This is a genomic window from bacterium, assembly GCA_030690305.1.
Lineage (GTDB): Bacteria > Patescibacteriota > Minisyncoccia > Phycocordibacterales > JAGLPS01 > JBBUCK01.
Map to the genome: position 1 here is coordinate 13,585 of JAUYHB010000024.1, position 22,209 is coordinate 35,793.

Annotated in this window: 25 protein-coding genes; 4 read left to right on the top strand and 21 right to left on the bottom strand. The window is 45.9% G+C overall.

Annotated elements, in window-relative coordinates:
• Window positions 1-30 precede the first annotated feature (30 nt).
• The 10 genes from Q8O71_03110 to murA all read right to left on the bottom strand — a co-directional run bounded on the left by Q8O71_03110 (window position 31) and on the right by murA (window position 10,027).
• Window positions 31-1,743, bottom strand: coding sequence for a penicillin-binding transpeptidase domain-containing protein (locus Q8O71_03110; GenBank protein ID MDP2705352.1), 1,713 nt, complete (start codon window positions 1,741-1,743; stop codon window positions 31-33).
• Window positions 1,744-1,764: 21 nt separating this feature from the next.
• Window positions 1,765-2,025 (bottom strand): hypothetical protein, encoded by a 261-nt coding sequence (locus Q8O71_03115; GenBank protein ID MDP2705353.1) that lies wholly within the window; start codon window positions 2,023-2,025, stop codon window positions 1,765-1,767.
• Window positions 2,018-2,821: a rod shape-determining protein MreC gene (gene mreC, locus Q8O71_03120; GenBank protein ID MDP2705354.1), complete on the bottom strand. Its 804-nt coding sequence runs from the start codon at window positions 2,819-2,821 to the stop codon at window positions 2,018-2,020. The genes Q8O71_03115 and mreC overlap by 8 nt, the downstream gene beginning before the upstream one ends.
• Window positions 2,799-3,863, bottom strand: coding sequence for a rod shape-determining protein (locus Q8O71_03125; protein MDP2705355.1), 1,065 nt, complete (start codon window positions 3,861-3,863; stop codon window positions 2,799-2,801). Before Q8O71_03125 ends, mreC begins: the two co-directional genes overlap by 23 nt.
• 23 nt (window positions 3,864-3,886) lie before the next feature.
• Window positions 3,887-5,149 carry an aminoacyl--tRNA ligase-related protein gene (locus Q8O71_03130; GenBank protein MDP2705356.1) on the bottom strand — a complete coding sequence of 421 codons (1,263 nt, stop codon included), beginning with the start codon at window positions 5,147-5,149 and terminating at the stop codon, window positions 3,887-3,889.
• Between the two features lie 44 nt (window positions 5,150-5,193).
• Entirely contained in the window at window positions 5,194-6,273 is a 1,080-nt protein-coding gene (gene rseP / locus Q8O71_03135; protein ID MDP2705357.1) for an RIP metalloprotease RseP, read from the bottom strand.
• 2 nt (window positions 6,274-6,275) lie between these two features.
• Window positions 6,276-6,827, bottom strand: coding sequence for a ribosome recycling factor (frr, locus tag Q8O71_03140; protein MDP2705358.1), 552 nt, complete (start codon window positions 6,825-6,827; stop codon window positions 6,276-6,278).
• Window positions 6,828-6,891: 64 nt separating this feature from the next.
• On the bottom strand, window positions 6,892-7,578 hold the full coding sequence (locus tag Q8O71_03145; GenBank protein MDP2705359.1) for a hypothetical protein: 687 nt from the start codon (window positions 7,576-7,578) through the stop codon (window positions 6,892-6,894).
• Window positions 7,579-7,701: 123 nt separating this feature from the next.
• Window positions 7,702-8,715, bottom strand: a complete 1,014-nt coding sequence (locus tag Q8O71_03150; protein MDP2705360.1) for a rod shape-determining protein — start codon at window positions 8,713-8,715, stop codon at window positions 7,702-7,704.
• Window positions 8,716-8,719: 4 nt separating this feature from the next.
• Window positions 8,720-10,027, bottom strand: a complete 1,308-nt coding sequence (murA, locus tag Q8O71_03155; GenBank protein ID MDP2705361.1) for a UDP-N-acetylglucosamine 1-carboxyvinyltransferase — start codon at window positions 10,025-10,027, stop codon at window positions 8,720-8,722.
• Window positions 10,028-10,104: 77 nt separating this feature from the next.
• Here murA and Q8O71_03160 point away from each other — a divergent pair, with 77 nt between their 5' ends.
• From Q8O71_03160 to fmt, 4 genes are read left to right on the top strand one after another with little or no spacing between them, the layout of a single operon-like run.
• Window positions 10,105-10,908 (top strand): hypothetical protein, encoded by an 804-nt coding sequence (locus tag Q8O71_03160; protein ID MDP2705362.1) that lies wholly within the window; start codon window positions 10,105-10,107, stop codon window positions 10,906-10,908.
• Window positions 10,909-10,919: 11 nt separating this feature from the next.
• Complete coding sequence (locus Q8O71_03165; protein ID MDP2705363.1) at window positions 10,920-12,827, top strand: hypothetical protein; 1,908 nt, start codon at window positions 10,920-10,922, stop codon at window positions 12,825-12,827.
• 41 nt (window positions 12,828-12,868) lie between these two features.
• Window positions 12,869-13,402 carry a peptide deformylase gene (gene def / locus Q8O71_03170; GenBank protein ID MDP2705364.1) on the top strand — a complete coding sequence of 178 codons (534 nt, stop codon included), beginning with the start codon at window positions 12,869-12,871 and terminating at the stop codon, window positions 13,400-13,402.
• Entirely contained in the window at window positions 13,395-14,270 is an 876-nt protein-coding gene (fmt, locus tag Q8O71_03175; protein ID MDP2705365.1) for a methionyl-tRNA formyltransferase, read from the top strand. The genes def and fmt overlap by 8 nt, the downstream gene beginning before the upstream one ends.
• On the opposite strand, the gene Q8O71_03180 is transcribed toward fmt, so the two are convergent.
• The 11 genes from Q8O71_03180 to Q8O71_03230 all read right to left on the bottom strand — a co-directional run bounded on the left by Q8O71_03180 (window position 14,267) and on the right by Q8O71_03230 (window position 22,171).
• Window positions 14,267-14,446 carry a hypothetical protein gene (locus Q8O71_03180; protein MDP2705366.1) on the bottom strand — a complete coding sequence of 60 codons (180 nt, stop codon included), beginning with the start codon at window positions 14,444-14,446 and terminating at the stop codon, window positions 14,267-14,269. The genes fmt and Q8O71_03180 overlap by 4 nt on opposite strands.
• 1 nt (window position 14,447) lies before the next feature.
• Window positions 14,448-14,816 (bottom strand): ribosome-associated translation inhibitor RaiA, encoded by a 369-nt coding sequence (raiA, locus tag Q8O71_03185; protein MDP2705367.1) that lies wholly within the window; start codon window positions 14,814-14,816, stop codon window positions 14,448-14,450.
• A 254-nt stretch (window positions 14,817-15,070) separates the two neighbouring features.
• The gene (locus tag Q8O71_03190; protein ID MDP2705368.1) at window positions 15,071-15,667 is read right to left on the bottom strand and encodes a YbhB/YbcL family Raf kinase inhibitor-like protein; all 597 of its coding nucleotides are present in this window, start codon (window positions 15,665-15,667) and stop codon (window positions 15,071-15,073) included.
• Window positions 15,668-15,762: 95 nt separating this feature from the next.
• Entirely contained in the window at window positions 15,763-16,218 is a 456-nt protein-coding gene (locus Q8O71_03195; protein MDP2705369.1) for a DoxX family protein, read from the bottom strand.
• 17 nt (window positions 16,219-16,235) lie between these two features.
• Window positions 16,236-18,380, bottom strand: a complete 2,145-nt coding sequence (locus Q8O71_03200; protein MDP2705370.1) for a heavy metal translocating P-type ATPase — start codon at window positions 18,378-18,380, stop codon at window positions 16,236-16,238.
• Between the two features lie 75 nt (window positions 18,381-18,455).
• Window positions 18,456-19,469 carry a hypothetical protein gene (locus Q8O71_03205; GenBank protein ID MDP2705371.1) on the bottom strand — a complete coding sequence of 338 codons (1,014 nt, stop codon included), beginning with the start codon at window positions 19,467-19,469 and terminating at the stop codon, window positions 18,456-18,458.
• Between the two features lie 39 nt (window positions 19,470-19,508).
• Window positions 19,509-19,880: a hypothetical protein gene (locus Q8O71_03210; GenBank protein ID MDP2705372.1), complete on the bottom strand. Its 372-nt coding sequence runs from the start codon at window positions 19,878-19,880 to the stop codon at window positions 19,509-19,511.
• Window positions 19,873-20,370, bottom strand: a complete 498-nt coding sequence (locus Q8O71_03215) for a hypothetical protein (protein ID MDP2705373.1) — start codon at window positions 20,368-20,370, stop codon at window positions 19,873-19,875. Before Q8O71_03215 ends, Q8O71_03210 begins: the two co-directional genes overlap by 8 nt.
• A 5-nt stretch (window positions 20,371-20,375) precedes the next feature.
• Window positions 20,376-21,158 carry a cytochrome c biogenesis protein CcdA gene (locus Q8O71_03220; GenBank protein MDP2705374.1) on the bottom strand — a complete coding sequence of 261 codons (783 nt, stop codon included), beginning with the start codon at window positions 21,156-21,158 and terminating at the stop codon, window positions 20,376-20,378.
• A gap of 6 nt (window positions 21,159-21,164) precedes the next feature.
• On the bottom strand, window positions 21,165-21,671 hold the full coding sequence (locus tag Q8O71_03225; protein MDP2705375.1) for a DUF1573 domain-containing protein: 507 nt from the start codon (window positions 21,669-21,671) through the stop codon (window positions 21,165-21,167).
• A gap of 92 nt (window positions 21,672-21,763) precedes the next feature.
• Window positions 21,764-22,171 carry a hypothetical protein gene (locus tag Q8O71_03230; GenBank protein MDP2705376.1) on the bottom strand — a complete coding sequence of 136 codons (408 nt, stop codon included), beginning with the start codon at window positions 22,169-22,171 and terminating at the stop codon, window positions 21,764-21,766.
• Window positions 22,172-22,209: the final 38 nt, after the last annotated feature.

Consider the following 22,209-nt stretch of genomic DNA (forward strand, 5'->3'; position numbering starts at 1 on the left):
AATTCATTCTATCGTGCAACAGGGTCAAAGTCAATTTGCGGGTTTTGCCTCAAAATATTCTGGTGTATGCGCGTTCATCCAGTCAAGAAGCTGGCGCATAACATAGGCTCCTCCAATAAGGTTCGTAACAGGCCCGCGCTCCATAACAACCGCAAAAGCGTATCGGGGAACGTCAAACGGAAAGAAACCGACAATCCACGAGTTCACATATTGCTTTGCCACGCCGAGTTCGGCGGTTCCCGTTTTTGCGGCAACTTTGACAAACGGGACGGAGAGGCCCTGGGCCGTTCCTTCCGTCACAGCCATTCGCATTCCCTCTTTGACAATAGTGAAATATTCGGAGGGGATATTAAGCGAGGTGGATTCTATTTTTCCTTCCGACACTATTTTGGGCCGTAAGAGCATTCCTTCGTTCGCAATCGCGGCAATCGCCCGAACAATCTGGATGGGCGTTACCTGAACACTGTATTGGCCGATAGCCGTGTTATACGTATCCCCGACTCTCCACGCCTCTCCGTTAAAAGTTTCCTCCTTCCATTGCGGTGTCGGAATCAGTCCCGTTTCTTCATGTGGAAGGTCAATGCCCGTTTCCTCTCCGAAACCGAATTTTTTCATATACTCGTCGATTCTCTGTATGCCGAGGCCTTGCTGGTCTTCAAACCCCCCTCCGATTTCGTAAAAATATACGTCCGAAGAAACCGCGAGCGCGTGTCTCATGTCAACCCAGCCATGCGCTTTCCAGTCTTTAAAAACCGAACTTTGTCCCGGTGCGTACGGGTTTGGAATGGAAATCGAACCGGTGGAAAGAATTTGTTTTTCCGGAGAAATGATTTGTTCGTTAAGAGCGGCAAGGGCAAGAAACGGTTTTACAATCGAGCCCGGAGTGTACAGCCCCGCAACGGCACGATTGAGAAAAGGTGTGTATGGATTGTTTACATAGTTTCTAATCTGTTCCGAATCGCCTCCGGTTAAGACCGCCGAGCTGTATTCCGGGTAACTTGCAAGTGCAAGCATTTCTCCCGTCTGCACATCCATGATGAGGCCCGAGCCCGCTCGGAAACCGACATTGCCCGCCGTCTCCCTGATAATTTCATACAGCTTGCTTTGTATTGCCGAATCAACCGACAAAGAAAGGCTTCTTCCGCGCACAGGGGGCTCGATGACACTTTCGGACTGAACCGCGCCAAGAGCGTCGGTTTCGGTAATTTTCAAGCCGTTTGCTCCTCCAAGTAAAACATCATAGGCTCGTTCGACACCCTCCCGCCCATCGAATGTTTCCTGATAGTAAAAACCGTCGCTGTCTTTTGACGGATATTTAAGGTAGCCGAGAAGATGAGAAAGTCCGGGGAGAGACGTGTATTCGCGTAAAGAAAAATCAGGGTTGTTCGGATGGATGCTGTTCCACGCCAATTCCACCTTGTTCCGGTCATAGACAACTCCCCGCTCGGAAAAGATAAGCGTGTGCCGTAGACGGTTGTTTTCGCTCTTTTGCGCATACGTTTTTCCCTCAACAATTTGCAAAGAAAATAACCGGAATACGAATACCAATCCGACAAAAAGAAAGAATACGCCGAGATAGAGCGGCACTGATGAAGAAATCGGTTTCTCCAGTCTCCCTTCAAACTGGTTTCGGTCAAACTTCGGCAGGTTGCTTGAGTCAAGAAAAATATCTTCCGGGGCGATGTCCGCATATCTGTCACGCGGCCGCAACGGCAATTTTAGAAAATTCCGCAATCTTTTCATGTTTTTTCATTATACACTCCCCTATACCCGCACATATTTCTTGGCAAAAAACGAAAGCATGAGGAGGGCGTACGCAAGCAGTATCCCGAAGGGAAAACGGGGAAAAAAGAAAAAAGGAACCGCGTGCAAAGCATCAAAAACAAAACCGAATAAAATAATTTCGTAATAGGAAGAAAAACGGACAAGCGCCGAAAGAGCAAGAAGAAGCGTTACCCACCACGGAAAAAGCAGAGATGAAAAAAGAATGATGAAAACAAAAATTCTAAAAACAATGTTACTCATGGTGTAAAGGTGGAAATATCATTACGCGCTGGAGATTGTTCATATTGACCGGACCCTTGAGGTATACGGCTTGAAAGGAAGATGCGGGATCCGAGTCGATATGCCCGACTTCGGCAACAATCAAATTATCAAGGGAAGAAATTTCAAGAATATCTCCCTTTACGATATCGAACGCCTTTGGCAATAAAGCGACAAAATTTCCATTTCCCCTGCCTTCCAGACGGACGGCCTCACCCGTGCGGGCGACAAATGTTTGCGTCGTTTCTCCAGGGGAAGACGCGAGCAACACATGAGACGTAAGAACGTCCACGCCGATAATTTTCCCGAGATATGCCCCGAGGTACGCAACACTCGCATCTTTTTCAACGTTGTTTTTTGTTCCGGCGTCAACAATGAGCGTATCAAAAGGCGTATACGGCGGACGTGACAATACGGCGACAAGCATACCTTCGGCGGAAGGGGTTCTTCCCAAGAGTTCCCGTAAGCGCACATTTTCAAAACGGAGAACCTCATTCGCCATGCGGTCGAATTTCAGACTTTCGATTTGTTCTTTAAGGAGTCTATTTTCTTCCTCAAGTTTCACCCGCGGAACAAAAAACGCGGAAAGAAAATCCGTGCCTTCCAGAAGCGCGCCGTGCGCGATAAAAAGAGGCCGAAAACTTGTTTTAAAAATATTTGAGAAAAAGGGATGTGCAATAAGAAAAAGGGAGAAAAACAATACAGCCACGCTTGAGGCAATGAGCGCCCGCCTTTTTAAGGGCGATGGGTTTCTTCTATTCTTGAGGAGGTAGTTCATCTTCGTTAACAATAAGAACATCCTCGTATTCTTTTAAATTTTCCAAAACAATACCGGTACCGCGCGCGACAGCCGTGAGCGGGTCATCCGCAATGTGCACGGGAATTTTTACGTATTCCTGAATCATATCTCCCAGACCCCGTAACAATGCCCCTCCGCCGACAAGATGGATTCCGCGATGCATGATGTCTCCGAGAAGTTCGGGAGGAGTGGTTTCCAGCACTTCTTTCGTCGCCTCAATCAACGTGTCGATGGACGAAGAAACGGCTTCCCGAATATCCGAGTCAGTGATAATAACCTCACGCGGAAGCCCCGTAATGAGGTCACGGCCCTTTATTGTGGACTCTAGCGGCATATGTTCGGGAATCATGGTACCGATGGCTATTTTTACGTCTTCAGCGGTTTTCTCTCCGACAAGAATTTTAAATTCGTTTCGGATGTAAGAAATGATGTCGTTGTTAAGACGTTCACCGGCAATACGCAAATTTTTTGATTGAACCACTCCACCCAAAGAAATGACGGCGATGTCGGTCGTTCCGCCCCCGATGTCAATAATCATATTCCCTATCGCGTCGTGAACGGGCAGACGAATTCCGATAGCGGCAGCCATTGGTTCTTCGACAATATATACTTCTCTTGCTCCCGCGTTTTTTGTCGCATCGCGAACGGCACGGGTTTCAACATTCGTAATACCGGAAGGAACGCCGACAACCACCCGCGGACCGAGAAGTTTCCTTGAACTTTCTTGAGCTTTGTTGAGAAGATAGGCAATCATCTCTTCGGTAACTTCAAAGTCCGAGATAACACCGTCAACGACGGGCTTGACCGGAATGATGTGAGGGGGCGTTCGTCCAAGCATTTGTTTTGCTTGCGCCCCGACCGCAACCACCTGCCCCGTTTTGTGGTTTACCGCAACAACGGAAGGTTCATTGATAACGATTCCCCGCCCGTGAACATAGACAAGGGTATTGGCGGTACCTAAATCGATACCGATATCGTTTGAAAACAAGGTATACAGTTTTTCCAACTTTTTGTTAAACACGGGGCGTATTGTTAAAGAGGGGCTTAAGACCGAAACTGACTTAGATATTGTGAGGACAGAGAGCTGTTGTCAATAGAGATTATTTTTCCGTCTTTACGTGACTTTACTTCGATTTTTCCTTCCGCAACGGTCTTTTCGCTTATTACAAAACGGTACGGGATACCAATAAGGTCGGCATCGGCGAGTTTTTCTCCCGGGGAAGCGTCACGTTCGTCATAGAGCACTTCAATACCCGCGTTTCTTAATACGTTGAAGGTTTTGTCCGCGGCATCCGTCACGTCTTTCTTTTCGCCAAGACGGAGAAGGTGCACTTGAAACGGAGCAATGGAAGAAGGCCACACCATTCCCTTTCCGTCAGCCATTACTTCAACAATCACTCCCATAAGCCTTCCCGGTCCGATACCGTAACTGCCCATAATGACAGGCTGCTTCTCCCCTTTGTCGTTTACAAACGTAAGCCCAAACGCGTCCGAAAAACGGGTACCAAGACTAAAAATATTTCCCACCTCAACCGTCTTTTTTTCAACTAAATCTTTTCGGGAAATTTTTAGGTCGGCAAGCACTTCATCCGTTAATACTTCCTTATTTATGGCAAGTTTTCTTTTTTCGTCCACATAGATAAGGTCTTCTCCCGCCGCGGTTTCCGTTTGAAATTCATGGGAATATTTTGAGAACGTTCCGCCGGAAGCGAACGTTAAATGTGTCTTGTCCCCTATACCGAGACGGGCAAAGACCGTTTTATAGGCTTCTTTGGCCTTTTCATAAAACGCCTCGTGTTCTCCTTGGGTGCGGGAAAACGAGTATAAGTCTTTCATAATGAATTCCCGCAGCCGCATAATACCGCTTTTCGCCCGCGTTTCGTTCCTGAATTTTGTCTGGAATTGATACACGGCGCACGGAAGGTCGCGGTACGAACGCACGTATTCGGTCATAATTTTTGTCAGCGGTTCCTCGTGAGTGAACGCAAGACCAACCTCCGTATCGTTTTTAAATTTTGTTTTAAACCAATTGTCGACTGCTCTGTCGTCCCATCGGTTTGTTTTTTCCCATACCGCTTTGTCTTGAAGGGCTGTCAAAAAAACTTCTTGCCCGCCAATGTGATTCATTTCCTCGCGGATAATGTTTGTTATTTTATTGAGAACGCGCAAACCTAAAGGCAGATACGAATACGCTCCGGCCATTTCTTTGTGTATGAATCCGGCCTGTATAAGAAGGAGGGCGTTTTTGGAAACTTCGTCTTTGGGAGTCTCTTTTCTCGTCTTTGTAAAAAGTTGGGATTGAAGCATTGACTTCAATACTACAAGAAAAAAGGGCTTCAATCAAACGGATATTAGAAAAGGCGCACGATGTCGTAAAACGTCACAATAAGCATAAGGAGGATAAGAAGCACAAAACCCGCTCCGTGAGCCGCGCGGACGAAAGACATTTTCAAAGGTGAACCCGTGACAGTTTCTATGAAAAGAAAGAGAAGGCGCCCACCGTCAAGCGCCGGAAAAGGAAGAAGGTTGATGACTCCAAGATTGATGGAAAGAAGCGCCATAAAGGAAAGAATGTGCATTAGACCAAGTCGTGACACATCACCAACTATGGAAGCGATGCCCACTGGTCCGCTTACTTGAGAAAAATCGCCCTGCCCTTTGAAAATATTTCCGAAAAATTCGGTAAGCCCGACAAACGTTGCCTGCGAAAGTTCGAGTGTTGTTTTACCTCCTTCAAAAAGGGCTTGCAAGGCCGGCAGTCTCATCGTTCCCACAATATCCATGGAAATCCCAATCGCCTTTTTTTGCGGGATAACTCCTTCACGCGGAGATACGACAACGGTTTGTGTTTCTCCGTTTCGTTTATACAGAATCGTCACTTCTCCCTCGGAAGAAGAAATAAAGTCTGAAACTTTTTGAGGTGTTACTTCTTGAAGAGCGCCTGATTCATTTTCAAGAAACAAAATGACATCCCCTGCCGCGAGACCGGCTTTTGATGCGGGAGAATCCGCGACAACATACGTCACCATAAGACGTGGGTCTGTCGCCGCCGCATTGTATGAAATTGGCACTTCAAGGCCGGACATAAACGTAATGGAGAGTAAAAGCCAGGCGGAAATAAAATTAAAGGCGACACCTGCCAAAATAACCGACATTTGTATCCATTTCGGTTTAAATATGAAACTGCGTTTTTTCTCTCCGTCCAAAGGAATGTCTGTCGGGTCTTCCCCGAAAATTTTCACAAATCCTCCGAACGGAAGAAGATTGAGCGTGTATTCCGTCTCTCCCTTTTTAAAACCAAATAGTTTCGGCGGAAAACCGAAGCCGAATTCATCCACGCGGATTTTGGCCGCTTTGGCGGTAATAAAATGCCCGAACTCATGAACGAGAACGAGAGAGCCCAAAATAAAAATAAACAGAAGAACGGACATGCCTATTGAGAAATTTCGGTTTCCTTACGAGTCGCCATTTCGTCAAACTTTTTCTGGGCGTCATCGACTATCTTCTGCATTTCGTCTTTAAAACGGAATTTTTCGTCTTCGGTGAGTGTTCCCGCTTTTTCTTTCGTCTGTATATCATTCCACACCCTGTCGCGCTCTTTCCGCATGGAGATTTTTGCTTCTTCAAGTTTCTGCCGCGCAATCTTAATGAGGGACTGCCTGCGCTCGGCGGTCAAATCGGGGAAAATTACCCGGAGACCTTTGTCGTCAACGGCAACCGAAAGACCGAGGTCGGCGAGAGTAACCGCCTTTTCCACCTCCTTTACCTGCGATGCGTCCCACGGAACAACACGAAGTGTTTTTGCATCTTCAACAGCGATACTTGCGACTTCCCGAATCGAAGCCTTGGACCCATATGAGAGAACTTCAATACCGTCAAGCAAAGAAGGGGTCGCGCGGCCTGTGCGGACGGATGCAAATTCTTTGATAAGCCAATCGTTTACTTCGGCAACTTTCAGTTTGAACGGAGAAAAATTATATGGCATATAAATTATTTATATTCTTGTTATTACCATTAACAGTAACAGAAGCGGGATAAAAATCCAGCCTCTAAGATGCGGTGGGAATAACAAGTGAAAGATATTCGAGGATAATTTTTACCGAGGGAGAGCGGTCATGAAGATATGAACGGCAGAGAATAATTTCTTCGAAAAGAGCCGCGTCTTTGACGGTCATGCCTGTTTTCAGATTTCGCAGTGCTTTTTCCAGGCCTGTAAGAAAAGAGATTGCGCGCGCTTTGTTCTTGTCTTCAATAATCGGTTTCAGCAGATTAATTCTTTCGGCCGGCCGCAATGAAAGAAATTGTGCAGCCAAACTGTCATCCTCTTTTTCTTTGCTTTCGAAAACGTAGTGAAGCAGACGGGAAAGAAATGTCGGAAGTAAAGATTCGGCTGAAGGCAGGATGAGAAAAAAATGGGTATGCGGGGTCGGCTCTTCAAACACTTTAAGCAGGGCATTTTGAGCCTCATGCGTAATGCCTTCGGCAGACACGATAAACACTTTAATACCTTCGGAAAAAGCCGTAAAAGATTGGCGTTCTTTAATATGCCTTCCCTCGTCAATGCCAATTGTTTCAAATGTGCCGTGCCAAAAGTCGGGATTTCCGGCAGTCTTTATTTTTACTTTTGTTTCAAAAAACTCGACAAGTTCGGGCACAATTTCCCGAGACCTGCCTTCTATAAGATATGCATGATGCAATGTGCCTGTTTTTCTATACGTGTCGACAAGGAATTTCATGTCTTTTCTTTTAGTTAAAGTGAGAATTTGCTTTTCAAAAATCTTGCGGAGTTCGTGGAGAACGAGCAGAGAAAAATTCAGTAGAATTTTATCGTGTTTTTGAAAAGCAAATATGAGCGGTTTTTACCGCTTGGCTATAATTGTTTTTTTATACAAATCAAGATGGTTAAGGGCGATTCCGGTTCCTTTGGCAACGCAGAAAAATGGGTCTTTCGCGAGAATTGCCTTGACCCCGGTCCTGCGGTAGACAAGTTCGGGAAGATTGCGCAGTTGGGATGTTCCGCCCGTCATAATGATTCCTCTGTCGATAATGTCTGAGGACAGCTCCGGTGGAGTTTCCTGCAAAACATTTTTAACGGCACGAACGATTTCTTGCAGTTCCTTGTTTATGGCCTTAACCACTTCGTTTGTTTTCACTTCTATTGAACGGGGAAGGCCTGAAACGAAATCACGTCCTTTTATGGTAGCCGTCAGTTCCTCATCAAGAGGAAGCGCGGAACCGATTTTGATTTTTATTTCTTCCGCGGTTCGGTCACCGATAGCAAGATTGAAGGCTTTTTTGATGTAATCGGCAATGGCATGATCAATTCTATCCCCGGCAATTTTTACGGAAGTAGACGCAACGATGCCCCCCAAAGAAATGACAGCGACGTCAGTTGTTCCGCCACCGACATCCACCACCATGTGCCCCGCCGCTTCGTGAATTGGTATTCCCGCCCCTATCGCGGCAAGGATCGGTTCTTTAACAACATAGGCGTTCCGCGCGCCGGCTTTAATCGCGGCCTCAATAACCGCGCGCCGTTCCGTTGACGTTACCCCGGCGGGCACAGACACCAACACCTCGGGCTTTATAAAACTCCACCTACCGAGAACCTTGCTGATAAAATAGCGCAGCATCGCTTCGGTGACACGATAATCGGCAATTACTCCGTCTTTCATCGGTCTGTAAGCGATAATGCTTTCCGGAGTTTTTCCTATCATTTCTTTCGCTTCCGTTCCGACGGCAAGAATTTTATTGTCTTCTTCGGATACGGCAACCACGGAGGGCTCATTTAGGACAACACCCTTCCCCGGCACATACACGAGCGTGTTCGCCGTGCCGAGGTCTATTCCGAGTTTTCGAGAAAATAGTCCCATATTTTTATTTAATATTTTTGCTCTGCGGACCAACCGTACGTGTAATGTTGACGCCAATCGAAGACAGCCTCTCTTCAATGCGTTCATACCCCCTGTCTATGTAATAAACATTATTGATAACCGAAGTCCCTTTTGCAACTATGGCGGCAATGATGTAGGCGAGGCCCGCCCGGATGTCCGGACCGTACAATTCCCTGTTTTTAAGAGGGGTTTTCCCCTTAATGAGCGCACGCTGGGAATCCCACACGGTGATATGCGCTCCCATCTGCTTGAGGTCCTCCATGTAACCAAGACGCCCTTCAAAAATAGTCTCAAAAATAACGCTCTCGGTTTCCAGTTGTGTCAAAAAAACGGCAAGCGGGGCCTGAAGGTCGGTTGGGAATCCGGGATATTCGTGAGTACGAATTTGGATTTGCCCTTCGGGGATTTTTTTTACTCCCCGCACGCGGATAAAATCTTCTCCTGTTTCAAGTTTTACTCCGCATTCCGAAAGAGTTTCAATCAACGACAAAAGATGGTTCGGGTTGCAGTGTGCGATGGTCAAGTCATTTGAGGTAATCGCGCCAAGGATAAGAAAACTCCCCGCTTCAATTCGGTCGGGAATCGTGATGTAGGGTTTCTTTTGTGTAAGCAGTCCCCCTCCGATAACGGTAAGCGTCGTCGTGCCGATTCCTTCAATGTGCGCGCCGTTTTCTTTAAGAAAAAGGGCAAGACTTTCCACCTCAGGCTCCAGAGCGACGTTGCGTAAAACCGTTTTTCCCGAAGCCAAAATTGCGGCCATAAGAAATGTCTCGGTCGCCGTTACGCTTTGCACTTTAAAAAAAATTTCCGCGCCGGAAAGTCCGTTCGGTGCAACAAGCGAAAACTGGTCGTCTTTTTCGGAGACTTTTGCCCCCATTTTTTTAAATCCCTGAAGAAACAAATCAATGGGTCGTTTACCTATCACGCATCCGCCCGGATACGGGAAGGAAACTTTTTTAAAACGGGAAAGGAGCGGGCCGGAAAGTATGATTGACGCACGGAGACGTTTTGCTATTTCTACATTAAGAAAAGATTTTTTTACTTCGTTTCCGAAAAGCAGGAGAGTTCGTTTCACCGAATCTTGGGAATTTTTTGCACCCAAATCTTCAAGTAATTCGAGCATGCGGGAGACGTCTTCAATATGGGGAACATTTTCGGCGGATATCGGGTGCTCAAAAAGAATGGAAGAAGCCATAATAGGAAGAATTGCGTTTTTTGAGCCTCTAATTGAAACAGTGCCGCTTAATACTCGCTTCCCACCGAGTCCGTTAATGAGAAACTGATCTTTCATCCAACCTATACTACGACGTTTGGAAGGCTTTTACAAATATTGAGTTTTTAAGGGTTTTCTGTGATTATAGGGTCTATATGATGGCAACATTTAAGAAATCAAAATGGGCTCTTTTGTATGGAAGTATCGCGGTTGTAGTGCTCTTTGGGGCGCTTGCAGCAACGTTTTTGTTGGCCGGTTATTCCCTTGGACCGGGATTGTCGGTTCGGCATCCGGGAACAATTACGGTAATTGTTCCGCACAAAGATACTCATGTGTTTCTTGATGACCGCCGAGTCGGCATCAGTTCAAAGGAAAACGAAGTGTTCAAACTTTCCAACATTGCCACCGGGGCGCACACCGTTCTTGTGGCCAAAGAAACTTTTTTCCCGTGGGGTAAAAACATTGTTCTTAAAGAAAAAGACAGTATCACCGTGCGACCTTTTCTCGCGCCCGCTTCCGCGCAAGTGAGTATAATAACGGAAAACAATGACCGCTTCGCGGAATTAAAAAACAAAATTATCGGCTCTCCCCTTTCCTTGCCGCAGACAATAAAACTTTCTCCGGACAACACCGTGGCGTTATGGACCGATGGGAAAAATGTTATTGCGGAATGGCGGGGAGGCGACATCAAACCCCGATATTTCTGCGAAAACACATGCACCAATAGAATTATTGTTTTCACGGCGGATTCGGAAATAGAAAATACGGATTTTTATGCCAACCGCTCCGACGTTATCATGATTGCAATCAAAGACGGTATATATGCGATTGAACTGGATGCAACGGGAGTTCAAAACTTTCAGCCGTTGTATGTAGGTATCGGCCCCCGATTTCTTAAAGAAAGTTCCGAGAGTTTTCTTGTTTTGGATGGCGATTCCTTAAAAGAAGTCGCCTTCTAAAGGCGTTTGCCATGAAAAATGAAGAAGGACAAAAAGAGGTGCACATCATCCATTGCATCCCCATTGCACGTGGCATTTTCAGGCAACATCTTTCGTATTTCACAACAGCCGAGATTCCTCTCGGAGCGGTTGTAAAGGTTCCCGTCCGCGGCCGAAAAATGCTTGCGCTCGTCGTTAAAAAAGAAAGGGCAAGTGATTTAAAAACGGACATCAAAAGAGCGGCATATGTAATAAAAAAAATTGAAAAAATTGAAACAGTTTCTTTTTTTTCAAAAGAATTCATTGAAAGCTGCGAGGAGGCCGCGCATTACTTCGCGACAACAACCGGCCAAGTCGTAAGCGCACTTGTCCCTAAAACAATACTCGAGCACATGAGTCGTGTGTCGCGTCCTCTGCAGGAAGGCAAAACACCGATTACGGGAGAACGTTTTATTTTACAAAGCGGAGCTGAAGATCGATTTGCCAATTATAAAAGCCTTGTTCGTGAAGAATTCGCACGCGGTTCATCTGTATTTTTTTGTCTTCCGACAATAGAAGATATAAAAAAAGCAAAAAATATTCTTGAAAAAGGCATTGAGCCGTATACCCTAAGTATTCATACATCAATGGGAACGAAAGAACTTATCAAGATGTGGAATGCGATTGTTTCGGAGCCCCATCCGGTCCTCATCATAGCAACCGGGACATTTCTTTCCATCCCGCGCGGAGACATTTCAACAATTGTAATTGAGCGGGAAAATTCCCGAAGCTATAAGACTCAGAAACGCCCGATTATGGACATTCGCGTTTTCGCCCGGCTGTTTGCAAAATTAAGCGGCAAGCGCCTTATCCTCGGAGACACGTTGCTTCGGGTGGAAACGATTTTTGATTACAAAAACAACGAGTATCTAGAGATCGCTCACCCGAAGTTTCGCTCGGTTCTCCATGAACATACCGAGGTAATTTCGATGAAGAGCAAGGCGGTCAAGGGCAAGTTCGAAATCATAAGCGACGAGCTCGCAGAACTTATCGAGAAAACAAAAAAGAACAACGAACGGCTTTTTTTGTTTTCCGTACGCAAGGGCATCGCGCCCTCCATCGTGTGCGGGGATTGCGGAGCGACGGTTGTGTCCGAGCAATGTGGTGCGCCGATGATATTGAAACGAGGGGAACGGGAAAATGTTTTTTTCTGTCCCGTGTGCAAAGAGGAACGGAGCGCGAAAGAAATATGCAAACAATGCGGCAGTTGGAAACTTCAGGCATTGGGGGTGGGCATCGAGCGGATTGAAGAAGAAATCAAGGAACGCTTTCCCTCCGTCAAACTTTTCCGCATCGACAAGGACAAAACGAGCACGTACAAAAAAGCAAAGGAGGTTTCTGAAAAATTCGAAAATACGCCGAGCAGCATCCTTTTGGGTACGGAAATGGCGCTTCTGTATCTTTCAGGCGTTGAAAACGCAGCCGTTGTTTCGATGGATTCCCTCTTTTCCGTGCCGGACTTCAGAATAAACGAAAAGATTCTTTATATTCTCCTTACCATGCGCGACCTCGTGACAAAACAGTTTCTCATCCAGACGCGGAATCCTCAGCAACTTATTTTGGATTACGCTGTCAAAGGTAACCTTATTGATTTTTATCGTGATGAAATAACCATACGAAAACATCTCGGTTATCCCCCATTTTCGATTATTGTCAAAATGAGCGTGCGAGGAAGAAAAAACAGCGTGGAAAGTATGATGAAAAAAATGGAGGCCATATTTGCGGACAAATCTCCCGATGTGGTTTCGGTATTTTCTCCCGCTCCGGAAAAGTCATACGGACTTAATATGATTATGAAAATCCCGCGGGATAAGTGGCCCGACGAGGACATACTTTCAAAAATCCGCTCACTCGGTCCCGCTATCGCTGTCGAAGTTGACCCTGAAAGCATATTGAATTAAAAATCGTTGCAAATCCACGTACTCTGATATAATTTTGAGCAATGGTAAAAATAGTCCAAAAGGAAGACCCCGTTCTGCGTCACATGGCCAATGAGGTGCCTGTTGAGGAAATCAAAAGCGCGAAAATTAAAACCGTGCTTAAAAACATGAAAGAGGCGCTGTATTCTCAGGATGACGGAATTGCAATTGCCGCACCACAGATAGGACAGTCATTGCGTATTTTTATGGTATCGGGAAAAGTGCTCGCTACGCTTGAAGGAAAAGAGGACGGGCATGAAGAAGACCTTACGTTCATCAATCCACGCATTATGCGAATCTCAAAAGAAAGTAAAGAAACGGATGAAGGATGTTTGAGCGTGCGATACCTGTACGGCAAAGTAAAACGGGCAGTCAAAGCGTCAGTCACCGCCTACGACGAAGACGGCGTAGAATTCAAACGCGACGGGCACGGACTTTTGGCACAAGTGTTTCAGCACGAAATTGACCATTTAAACGGCATACTGTTTACCGATAAAGCAAAAGACATTGAAGAGGTTTTGCCGGAACACCCTACAATCACTCCTTCGCATGAATAAGGCACCCTCTATCGTTTTTTTCGGCACATCTGATTTTTCGGTCCGTGTGCTTTCGGCGTTAAAAGAAAAGGGGATTCTCCCCTCTCTTGTCGTTACCGCTCCCGACAAACCTGTGGGCAGGAAACAAACCGTCACCCCGCCGCCGGTAAAAGTATGGGCACAAGAACATAAGATTTCCTTTCTTCAGCCGGAAACTCTTAAGGGAGATTTTGCAGAAAAACTGAAAGGGTCAGGAGGAGCTTCCGGTTGGGACCTTTTTATCGTTGCCTCGTACGGAAAAATTATTCCGTCGTCGGTGCTCTCTCTGCCCCGCCACCATACGCTTAATATACATCCCTCGCTTCTTCCAAAATTCCGCGGGGCATCCCCGATTGAAACAGCAATTATCGAAGGAGAGAAAACCGGGGTAACCATAATGGAAGTTGATGAACAAATGGACCACGGCCCTGTTGTTTCTCAGAAGGAACTTGTGATGGAATGGCCGCAGAATTACCAAACCGCATCGGACGCCCTCGCCCGTCTCGGTGGAGAACTCCTTGCGCGGGTTATTCCCGATTGGATTTCGGGAACCGTAAAAGGAATCATCCAAAATCATGACGAGGCGACATTTACAAAAAAAATTGTTACGGAGGACGGAATGGTAGACCTGTCTGAAAATGCGCTCAAAAACTGGAAGAAGTTTCTTGCTTATGCCAAATCCCCCGGTGCTTATTTTTTTACGGAACGGAACGGGAAAAAAATCCGCGTCAGGATTACAAAAGCGGAATTAAAAAATGGGGAGTTTATCATACACCGCGTTACTCCCGAAGGAAAAAAAGAAATGGAGTACTCCGACTTTAAACGGGGAGAAAAGAAAGGAGAGATTTAGTCCTCGAATTCAATAATAGTCACGAGATACGGGTCAAAGAGAAGTGCAAGGTCTTGCGCCGCGGTTTCCGTTTTATAGAGAATAAAAATAAGGATTGAAAACAGGAAGCCCCAAATAAGAATTGGGACGGTGATAATATTGGGCACTTTTTGTTCAAACGCGAAAAGTTCTCTCATATTAATTCCACGGCATGTGCCTTAAAAGGTTTTTTATTTTTGCGCTTCCCCTTCTTAAAAGCGTGTCTTTTTTCGTTTTGTACGCCTTGAGTGAATGACTTATTTCGTCCTTGACTTCGTCAAGGGCGGCATAAATATTGTCCTTTTCGGAAACCGCGGTAAGATATTTTCCCGCCACGTGAATGTGAAATTCGGCTTTGAAAACATCGCCGGTACGATGATGAGATGTTGTTCGTGCCACTTCAACGTCGCACATAACACTGGTATCAGAAGGGTCAATAAATTTTTCCACGCCCGCTAATTTTTTATCGATGTATTCCTGAAGCTTTTCATCAAGCACCATGTCCGTTGTTTTGATGTTTGTTTTCATACCTTAAATTATAGCAAAGGAACGCCCTCTTCTCTACGAGCTAATATGAAATATCTTTGAGGGAGAATGGTGACCCCGAATGAGACGTACGGAGGAAAGCGGCACTGAAAGGCGTTTGGCAACAATTTCCCTTACACGCCTATTCGCCATATTACGCTCCGGTTTCTCCTTAACTTCCACAGACAAAACATCGGAAGCGATGGAGGTACATCGTTCTTTTTTGGCTCCCGTTTTAACTTTGACTTTAATATGCATCAGTACGCTTCCTCTTCCCGGCGGTATAAGCCCATAAGATGAGTTTCCTCTAATATGTGTCCTTCCATGCCTTTTTCAAGCGTTTCCCGCTCCGCGCCTTCGGGTAAAGAAAGTGTCGTGTCAAGCGCGTACAATTTGAAAAAATAACGATGGGCGCCGGAAGGAGGGCATGGTCCCCTATATCCCTTGGTACCGGCCGTTGTTATTCCGGTGCTGCCTTCCGGGATGCTGTCTTCTTCGATACCGGTCGTGCCCGCAGGAATATTCCACATTATCCAATGCGTAAAAACACCTCTCGGAGCATCCGGGTCATCGACAATAAGCGCAAGGGACTGCGTGCCTTCAGGGACTCCTTCAATTTTCAAAGGAGGATTTATATTCTCCCCGTCGCACGTATACAACGAAGGAATTTCGCTGTTATGCTCAAACGCTTCGCTTTTAAGAGTAAACGTTGACATGGTGTTTAAGTCTGAAACGAGAGAAGATGACCGCTCGTTTTGCCCGATATCCGGCAAGACAAGTTTTTCCCACACCAAGAAAACAAACATTCCGACAAGAAACACAATCGCGACAAGCGGCATGCCATATCGTTTCATCTTTAATAATTATAGCACTCCGTCAAAAAGCAAAGAGGTCTGTTGCCAAAAACGTGTGGGTACGACAAACAACACCGGAGGAACCTCCTTAGACCTTAATCAGAATTTTTCTTTAAAGAGGACAGTTTTTTGAAAATACCCTCAAGACCCATTACTCTTCCTGAATGAAAAGCGGCAAGAATAAATAGACCGAGCATAAAGACAATATGCTGGTCAACGATATAGGCTGTGGCGCTTGGGTGAGGAAAACCGAGCGGGATATAGTATAGAAGCATGAGAATGATTCCAAGCGTTGCGCTCATGCGTACGAAAATCCCGAGAATCAAGGACACCCCAAGAAGCGTGAGCCCCCATTCGTTAACAAAATTGATGACGGGAAGAATGCTCGGTTGTAAAAATATCTGGTACAAACCCGTAAATGCTTTGGCTCCTTTGAGATACCCTTCCGCAGACCATGCGGGATTAAGCACTTTTGTTATCCCTGCGTAAAAATACATCCACCCGAGACCGACTCGGAGAAGAAAAAGAGAGATTTTTTGATACTTTGACATGGTTTTATTTTATCACGTTATCGGGACAGTAAAGATTCTTTATTTTTCATAAGAAGAGCGTTTACGGCAACAATCACCGTAGAAAGGGACATGAATACTGCAGCAAACGCAGGTTGCAAAATGATTCCTTTGGATGCGAGCGCTCCCGCCGCAATTGGCAATGCGATAAGGTTATATCCCGTCGCCCAAAAAAGATTTTGAATCATCTTGTCGTAGGTAATTTTTGAGAGACGGATAATTTTGACTATGTCCCGAGGGTCGTTTTTTACAAGAATGATTCCGGCCGACTCGACAGCAACGTTGGTTCCCGCCCCTATGGCAATACCAATATCGGCGGCAGTCAAAGCGGGTGCGTCATTGACACCATCGCCCACCATTGCCACTTTCATGCCCCGGGCCTGCAAAAGCCTTACTTTGTCGGCTTTTTCATGGGGGAGCACTTCGGAAAAATATTGGTCCAGATCAAGCTTCCCCGCCACCCACGAGGCAACATCTTTTGAATCTCCCGTAATCATTGCGACTTTTACACCAAGCTTTTTAAGGCTGTTAACCGCTTCTTTCGATTCCTCTCTTACGACATCAACAAGAGCAATGCTGCCCAAAAGTTTATGGTCCAATACGACATGAATCACCGTTTTTCCCTCTTTTGCAAGAGAAGAAATCGTCGCCTCATGCATTTCCGACAAATCGATTTTTTCCTCGGAAAGAAGTTGGTCATTCCCCACGAGAACAAGTTTCCCCGCGACAAGTGCCTGGGCGCCCTTCCCCGGAAGACGTTTGAAATCCGTGACCGTCTCAAGATTTACATTGCGATGCTGCGCCTCCATGCCTATTGCTTTTGCAAGCGGGTGTTCGGATTGACTATTTACGGCCGCGGCCAAACGCAATACGTCTTCTTCCGAAAATCCTTCGGCAGAAACAACAGCGTCAACACCAAATTCGCCGCGGGTTAATGTTCCCGTTTTGTCGAAAAGAACAATGTCTATGTTGCGTGCGGCTTCCAATGCGATTCGTTGCCGTACCAGGAGTCCGTTCCGTGCCGCCATCGTTGTCGATATGGAAGCGACAAGGGGCACGGCAAGACCTAAGGCGTGAGGACACGCAATAACGAGCACGGCCACGAGACGTTCTGTCGCAAACACGACTCCCGCTTTCGCAACAATCCAAAGTAAGAATGTAAGACCTCCGGCGGCAATCGCAAGAACGGTAAGATAAAACGCGGCTCTGTCGGAAAGAATTTGCAAACGCGACTTGCTTGCTTGGGCATCCGCGACCAGACGCATCACTCCGGCAAGAAACGTGTGCTCCCCTATTTTTGTGACTTCAATAATAAGACTTCCGTCACCATTTAACGCTCCCGCAATCACTTCGTCGCCTTCTTTTTTTAAAACAGGTTTTGATTCCCCGGTAATAATCGCCTCGTTGAGTTCCGATTTTCCTTCAAGGATTTTCCCGTCAGCGGGGATTTTCGCTCCCGGTTTGACACGAACGTTATCTCCGACGGCAAGTTCGGAAAGCGGTATGGTTTTGGTTGCCCCCCCTCGGATTACTTCGGCAGTATCAGGAAGAAGTTTTGCCAGTTCTTTAAGGGCCCCCTGAGTGCTTTGGACCGATTTCATTTCAATCCAATGTCCGAGCAGCATAACGGCAATCAATGTCCCCAGTTCCCAGAATAACGTATGCTCAGAGCCCCGCAGCACCTCAAAGATACTGAAAGAGTAGGCTGCGGTTATTGCCAAAGCGATAAGCGTCATCATTCCCGGCAACCGGGCGGAAAGTTCCCGATATGCCCCTGCAATAAACACCCATCCGCCGTAAAAGAAAATTACCGAACCGAGAGCCGCAACTGAAAAGTCCTGCAACGGAAAAGACGGCAGTGCGAATCCGAATGCTTTTTCAAAAAGTTCGGAGTAGAGAAGAATCGGAATAGTCAGAACAAGAACAGCCCAGAATTTCTTGAGAAAAGATTCCGTTTTGTGTCCTTTGTGTTTGTCATGATTTTTTTCGGACTTGTCCGTCGTAGCTTTAGTGGAGACGGGAACAAGGCGCATGCCGCATTCGGAACACATGCCTTCCTTTGCTTGTTTGATCTCAGGATGCATCGGACAGGTATATATTGTCTGTGATTCGCTATTTTGATTGTTATGGTTGTGGTGATTCATAATCTTTATTCTACGCCGCATTCAAATAAACGTTTAACACCGTCGCTGACATTTATATTTTTAATTCAGTATGTTTTATATCCCGCACCCGCTTTGCTGGCGTGGCTGTGCCGCTGGTGCTCCTGTGTCTACCCCACATCCATTTCCACTCCTCTGTCCTTGGGGTTGAACAACCTGCGAAGCAATCCTTTGGTATCCCTGCGCGCTTGAGAAATTAATACCAAGTATTTCTTGCGGGTTCACGTCTTTCCAATCAACGCTTTTATTTTTCATATAGGTTGCTATGGTCATATACGTGTCCGGGAACCAGTAAGAATTAACTGCCAAAGCGGCTGCCCACATATCTTCCTCGCTAACGCCCTGTGAAGCCATGAGTTCAAGAAGCCCAAGCATCGCCATACCGTGATTGCAATCGGGAAAATGCGTCGAATTACCACAACAAGGGCGGTAGATTCCTTTCGATACTTTATCCACTAAAGCCTGCTGTTCGGAGGTCAAATCGAAAAATTTATGCCGACTATAGTGATCCATTGCATTTCCTTCGGCAATTGTCCAACCGCCCGTCGAGGCAAAATTACCCGCGCCTCCATATTTCGCATTTGCCATTTCGCCTTTTTCCAAGATTTCATTTTTACTCGCAAGACCTAAAGCCCAGAACAGATTGAGCAGATATCCGGCGTTGTTTTTTGTAATTTTTAGCTTGCCATCGTTTTGTCCGAGAAGCAGATTTTTGTACTCATTGGTAAATGCACTACGGTCTTCGTATATGGCTTTAAATTTTTCGGCATCAATTGCCCCTACACTTGCAAGTTTCACACCGAGGTCGCCCCATGTAACGGGAAGATCAACCCCTTGAGACGACAATACTTTTTCTTCCAGCTCGGAAATCTTGGTTTGCTCGTGGTTTGTTCCAAGACCCGATGTTTGCTTTTCAACGGTTCCAGGCCCGCTTGTATACATCCATGCACCGGAAAGAACAAGCGCGGAAATAAGAATGCTTGCGGAGAGCACGTAGTCTTTTTTGACTGGCTTAACTTCAGGAGAGTCCTCCGTGATTTGATTTTGTGTTTCGTTTTTGTTGTTTTCCATAGATATGTGATTTATTTTCCATTGTTAAGGATAGTTATGTTAACGTGTTTCCGTAACCGGACATCCACTTAATTCGGAAAGTTGCGCGGGGCTCAATTCTCCTTCAACTCTGGTTCCGTCGGGAAATACCCATGTCGGGTAAGCTTTTATACCGGCGGCAATACATACCTGCGGATTATCGGGACATTCCACATATGGAACGAAAGAAAATACTTCTCCGAATGCCCTCTTCTGGCTTTGACAGTGCGAACACCACGCGGCGCCGTACATTGTCACGTTTTTTTCCGCAAGACACTGCGTAAGAAAAGTGAAATCTTCCTTCGGGCGGCTTGTACACAAAAAAACGACAACCAATCCTATGGCCAAAATAAGTGCACCGATAACAAGAAAGAAAGTATTTTCTTTATTCATTGCAGCAGTCCACGAGTTTGTTGACAATGTCTTGCGCTGACCATGGTTTTTCTTCCGAAGCAACCACTTTTATATCTTCAAGATTGAGAAGTTTGAGCCGTAAAGCCCAAAACATCGAGTACATTGAGTAGGCGCGCTCGAACATTTCTTTGGCGTCTTCTTTTTTACCGTCTCCGTGAAATTTCGTTCCGACTTCCATAAGGCGCATCGTCGTCGCCAAGAGATGCTTGCTAATACACCACGTTTCCCCTTCGTGCTTTTGCACAAGGCGGGACATAAGAGCTTTCCGATTTTCCCTTACTTCGGCCAAAAAGTCGAAGTATTCATCTTTTTTTGTCTTTGAGCCCGTGAAAAAGAAATGTTCCTCAAGGCTCAAAAGGTTCATCACAGCAATACTTAAGTCTTCGTCCGAAGAAAGGTCGATTTTCCCGGAGCGGCGTAATTCTTCGACTTTTAGAAGCACTTCATTCATTGTTTGTTTTCCATCCATGATAATTACAACATAAAGATAATAATTCCTAAGATAACCATCGCGACCCCGCCCCATATTCGCATATGAGTATTCTCTCCCTTTTTCCACTCGCGTACTTTTTCTATAAGCGCTTTATCGCTTGAAAGAATAAGAATGATGACGAGCGGAAGGACAAAGATGAGGTTGTAGAAGAAGAGATATCCAAGACCTGTAATATATGTTGTTGAGTCATGGAGAAGTCCGAGAACCATAAGGTATGGACCTCCTGTGCACGGAAATTCGCACAAAGCGACAAATACTCCCAGAATGAAAGCGGTGGGAAGAGTTGCTTTCTCCATTAGGAAAGCCATTGTTTTGTGGGATACAGTCGGTATGCGCAACTTGATGGGAAACGACGGGAAAAATTCATTGATAAGATTCAGCGCTCCCCATCCTATAAGAAGGAAAGCACCGAGTTTCGCCATAAAGTGCGGAGTATTGAAGAAATGAAGCGCCTGAAGAATACCAAGACCGATAAGCATGTAGGAGATGTAAATTCCGAGAATATAGAATGCACCGATAGTAAGGATGCTACCTCGCACTTTTCCAAGATTTATCAGGAAGGCTATGGTAAGAAGAAGAATGGAAAATGCACATGGATTGATACTGTCAATGAGCGCGGCTATGCCCACGAGCGGCAAGAGCCATGTTCCCTCATTGCTTATGTTCCACAACATGACAGAACCGAAAGAAGTCATTTTGAGAAACAGAATTGTCCCCAAAAGCAGAGCGGCAGAAATTACAAGAATGATAAATTTTTTATTCATGGGAGTTTAAGGAGTTACGTTCGCGGTAAAACGAAGCTCAACAGGTGCTCCGCTGTCATTTTCCAGGATAATTGATCGTCCAATTTTCCCCACGCCGGCCGGACCGTGAGCCGCGGGATCAAAAGTAACGATAACGCGAGATTGTTCTTGAGGATTGATTGCGGCATTGATAGCCGGAATAAAACCGTGGCCCGGCATACCAAAGGGACCGAATGTACCCTCTGCCGTTTGCAGTGCCGCTTGTGTGCACATGCAAGAGGTATATAGGGTACGCACCAAGGTTGCTCGCCCGCCTGTATTGGTAATAACGTATTCGTGTGTCACCGGGCCCTTCGCCATAGAAATGGTTCCAAAATCGAAGGTTTTCTCTTGAGCAACGAGGAAGCTTTCGGATAATTTGTTTTCTTGATTTTCTTGGGATTTTTTATTCTGAGAAATATTATTCGTTACAATAAGCGCCCCCAGAGCGACAATACTAATGAACAATGCAATGAGTATATCTTTCGTTTTCATACTTTACATATAACGGGATTAGAAACGGGTAAAATGAAAAACCCGCTTTTAAAACCAAAGGCAACTTGACTAAAGAGCCTGAGGAGAGCGGGCTAGAAAGAAGACGAAGGGTCGCGCTTTTCACGCAAAGAGAGCCAGTGTGAAAATTTCTGCGTCGCACTAGTCTCATGGAGAGAATACGTTACAGGCCGAATGACAAGAAAAGTTTTTTGAGAAATTACAACAATCGCGTATAGAAACGCCGACACGGAAGTCAGCAGCAACGAGACGAGCAAAACAGACATGGACACGCTATCAAAAGTGGCGGTTGAGAATCCACGCAATGCGTTGGTATAAAATGCCGCCCCATCAAGGGCCGTACTTGTGTCCGGACACACCGTCCGCTGGAAAAGAGATGCAATGCAACCTGCTCCATAGTTGTGTCCCATGCCAAGAAAACCGAAAACGGCAATACCCACAATGGCGACAAAAAGTATTGAGGATGTAAGGCGCGCTAACATATTTGGATTATATCACAATTTTTAGGTTATGTCTTCCC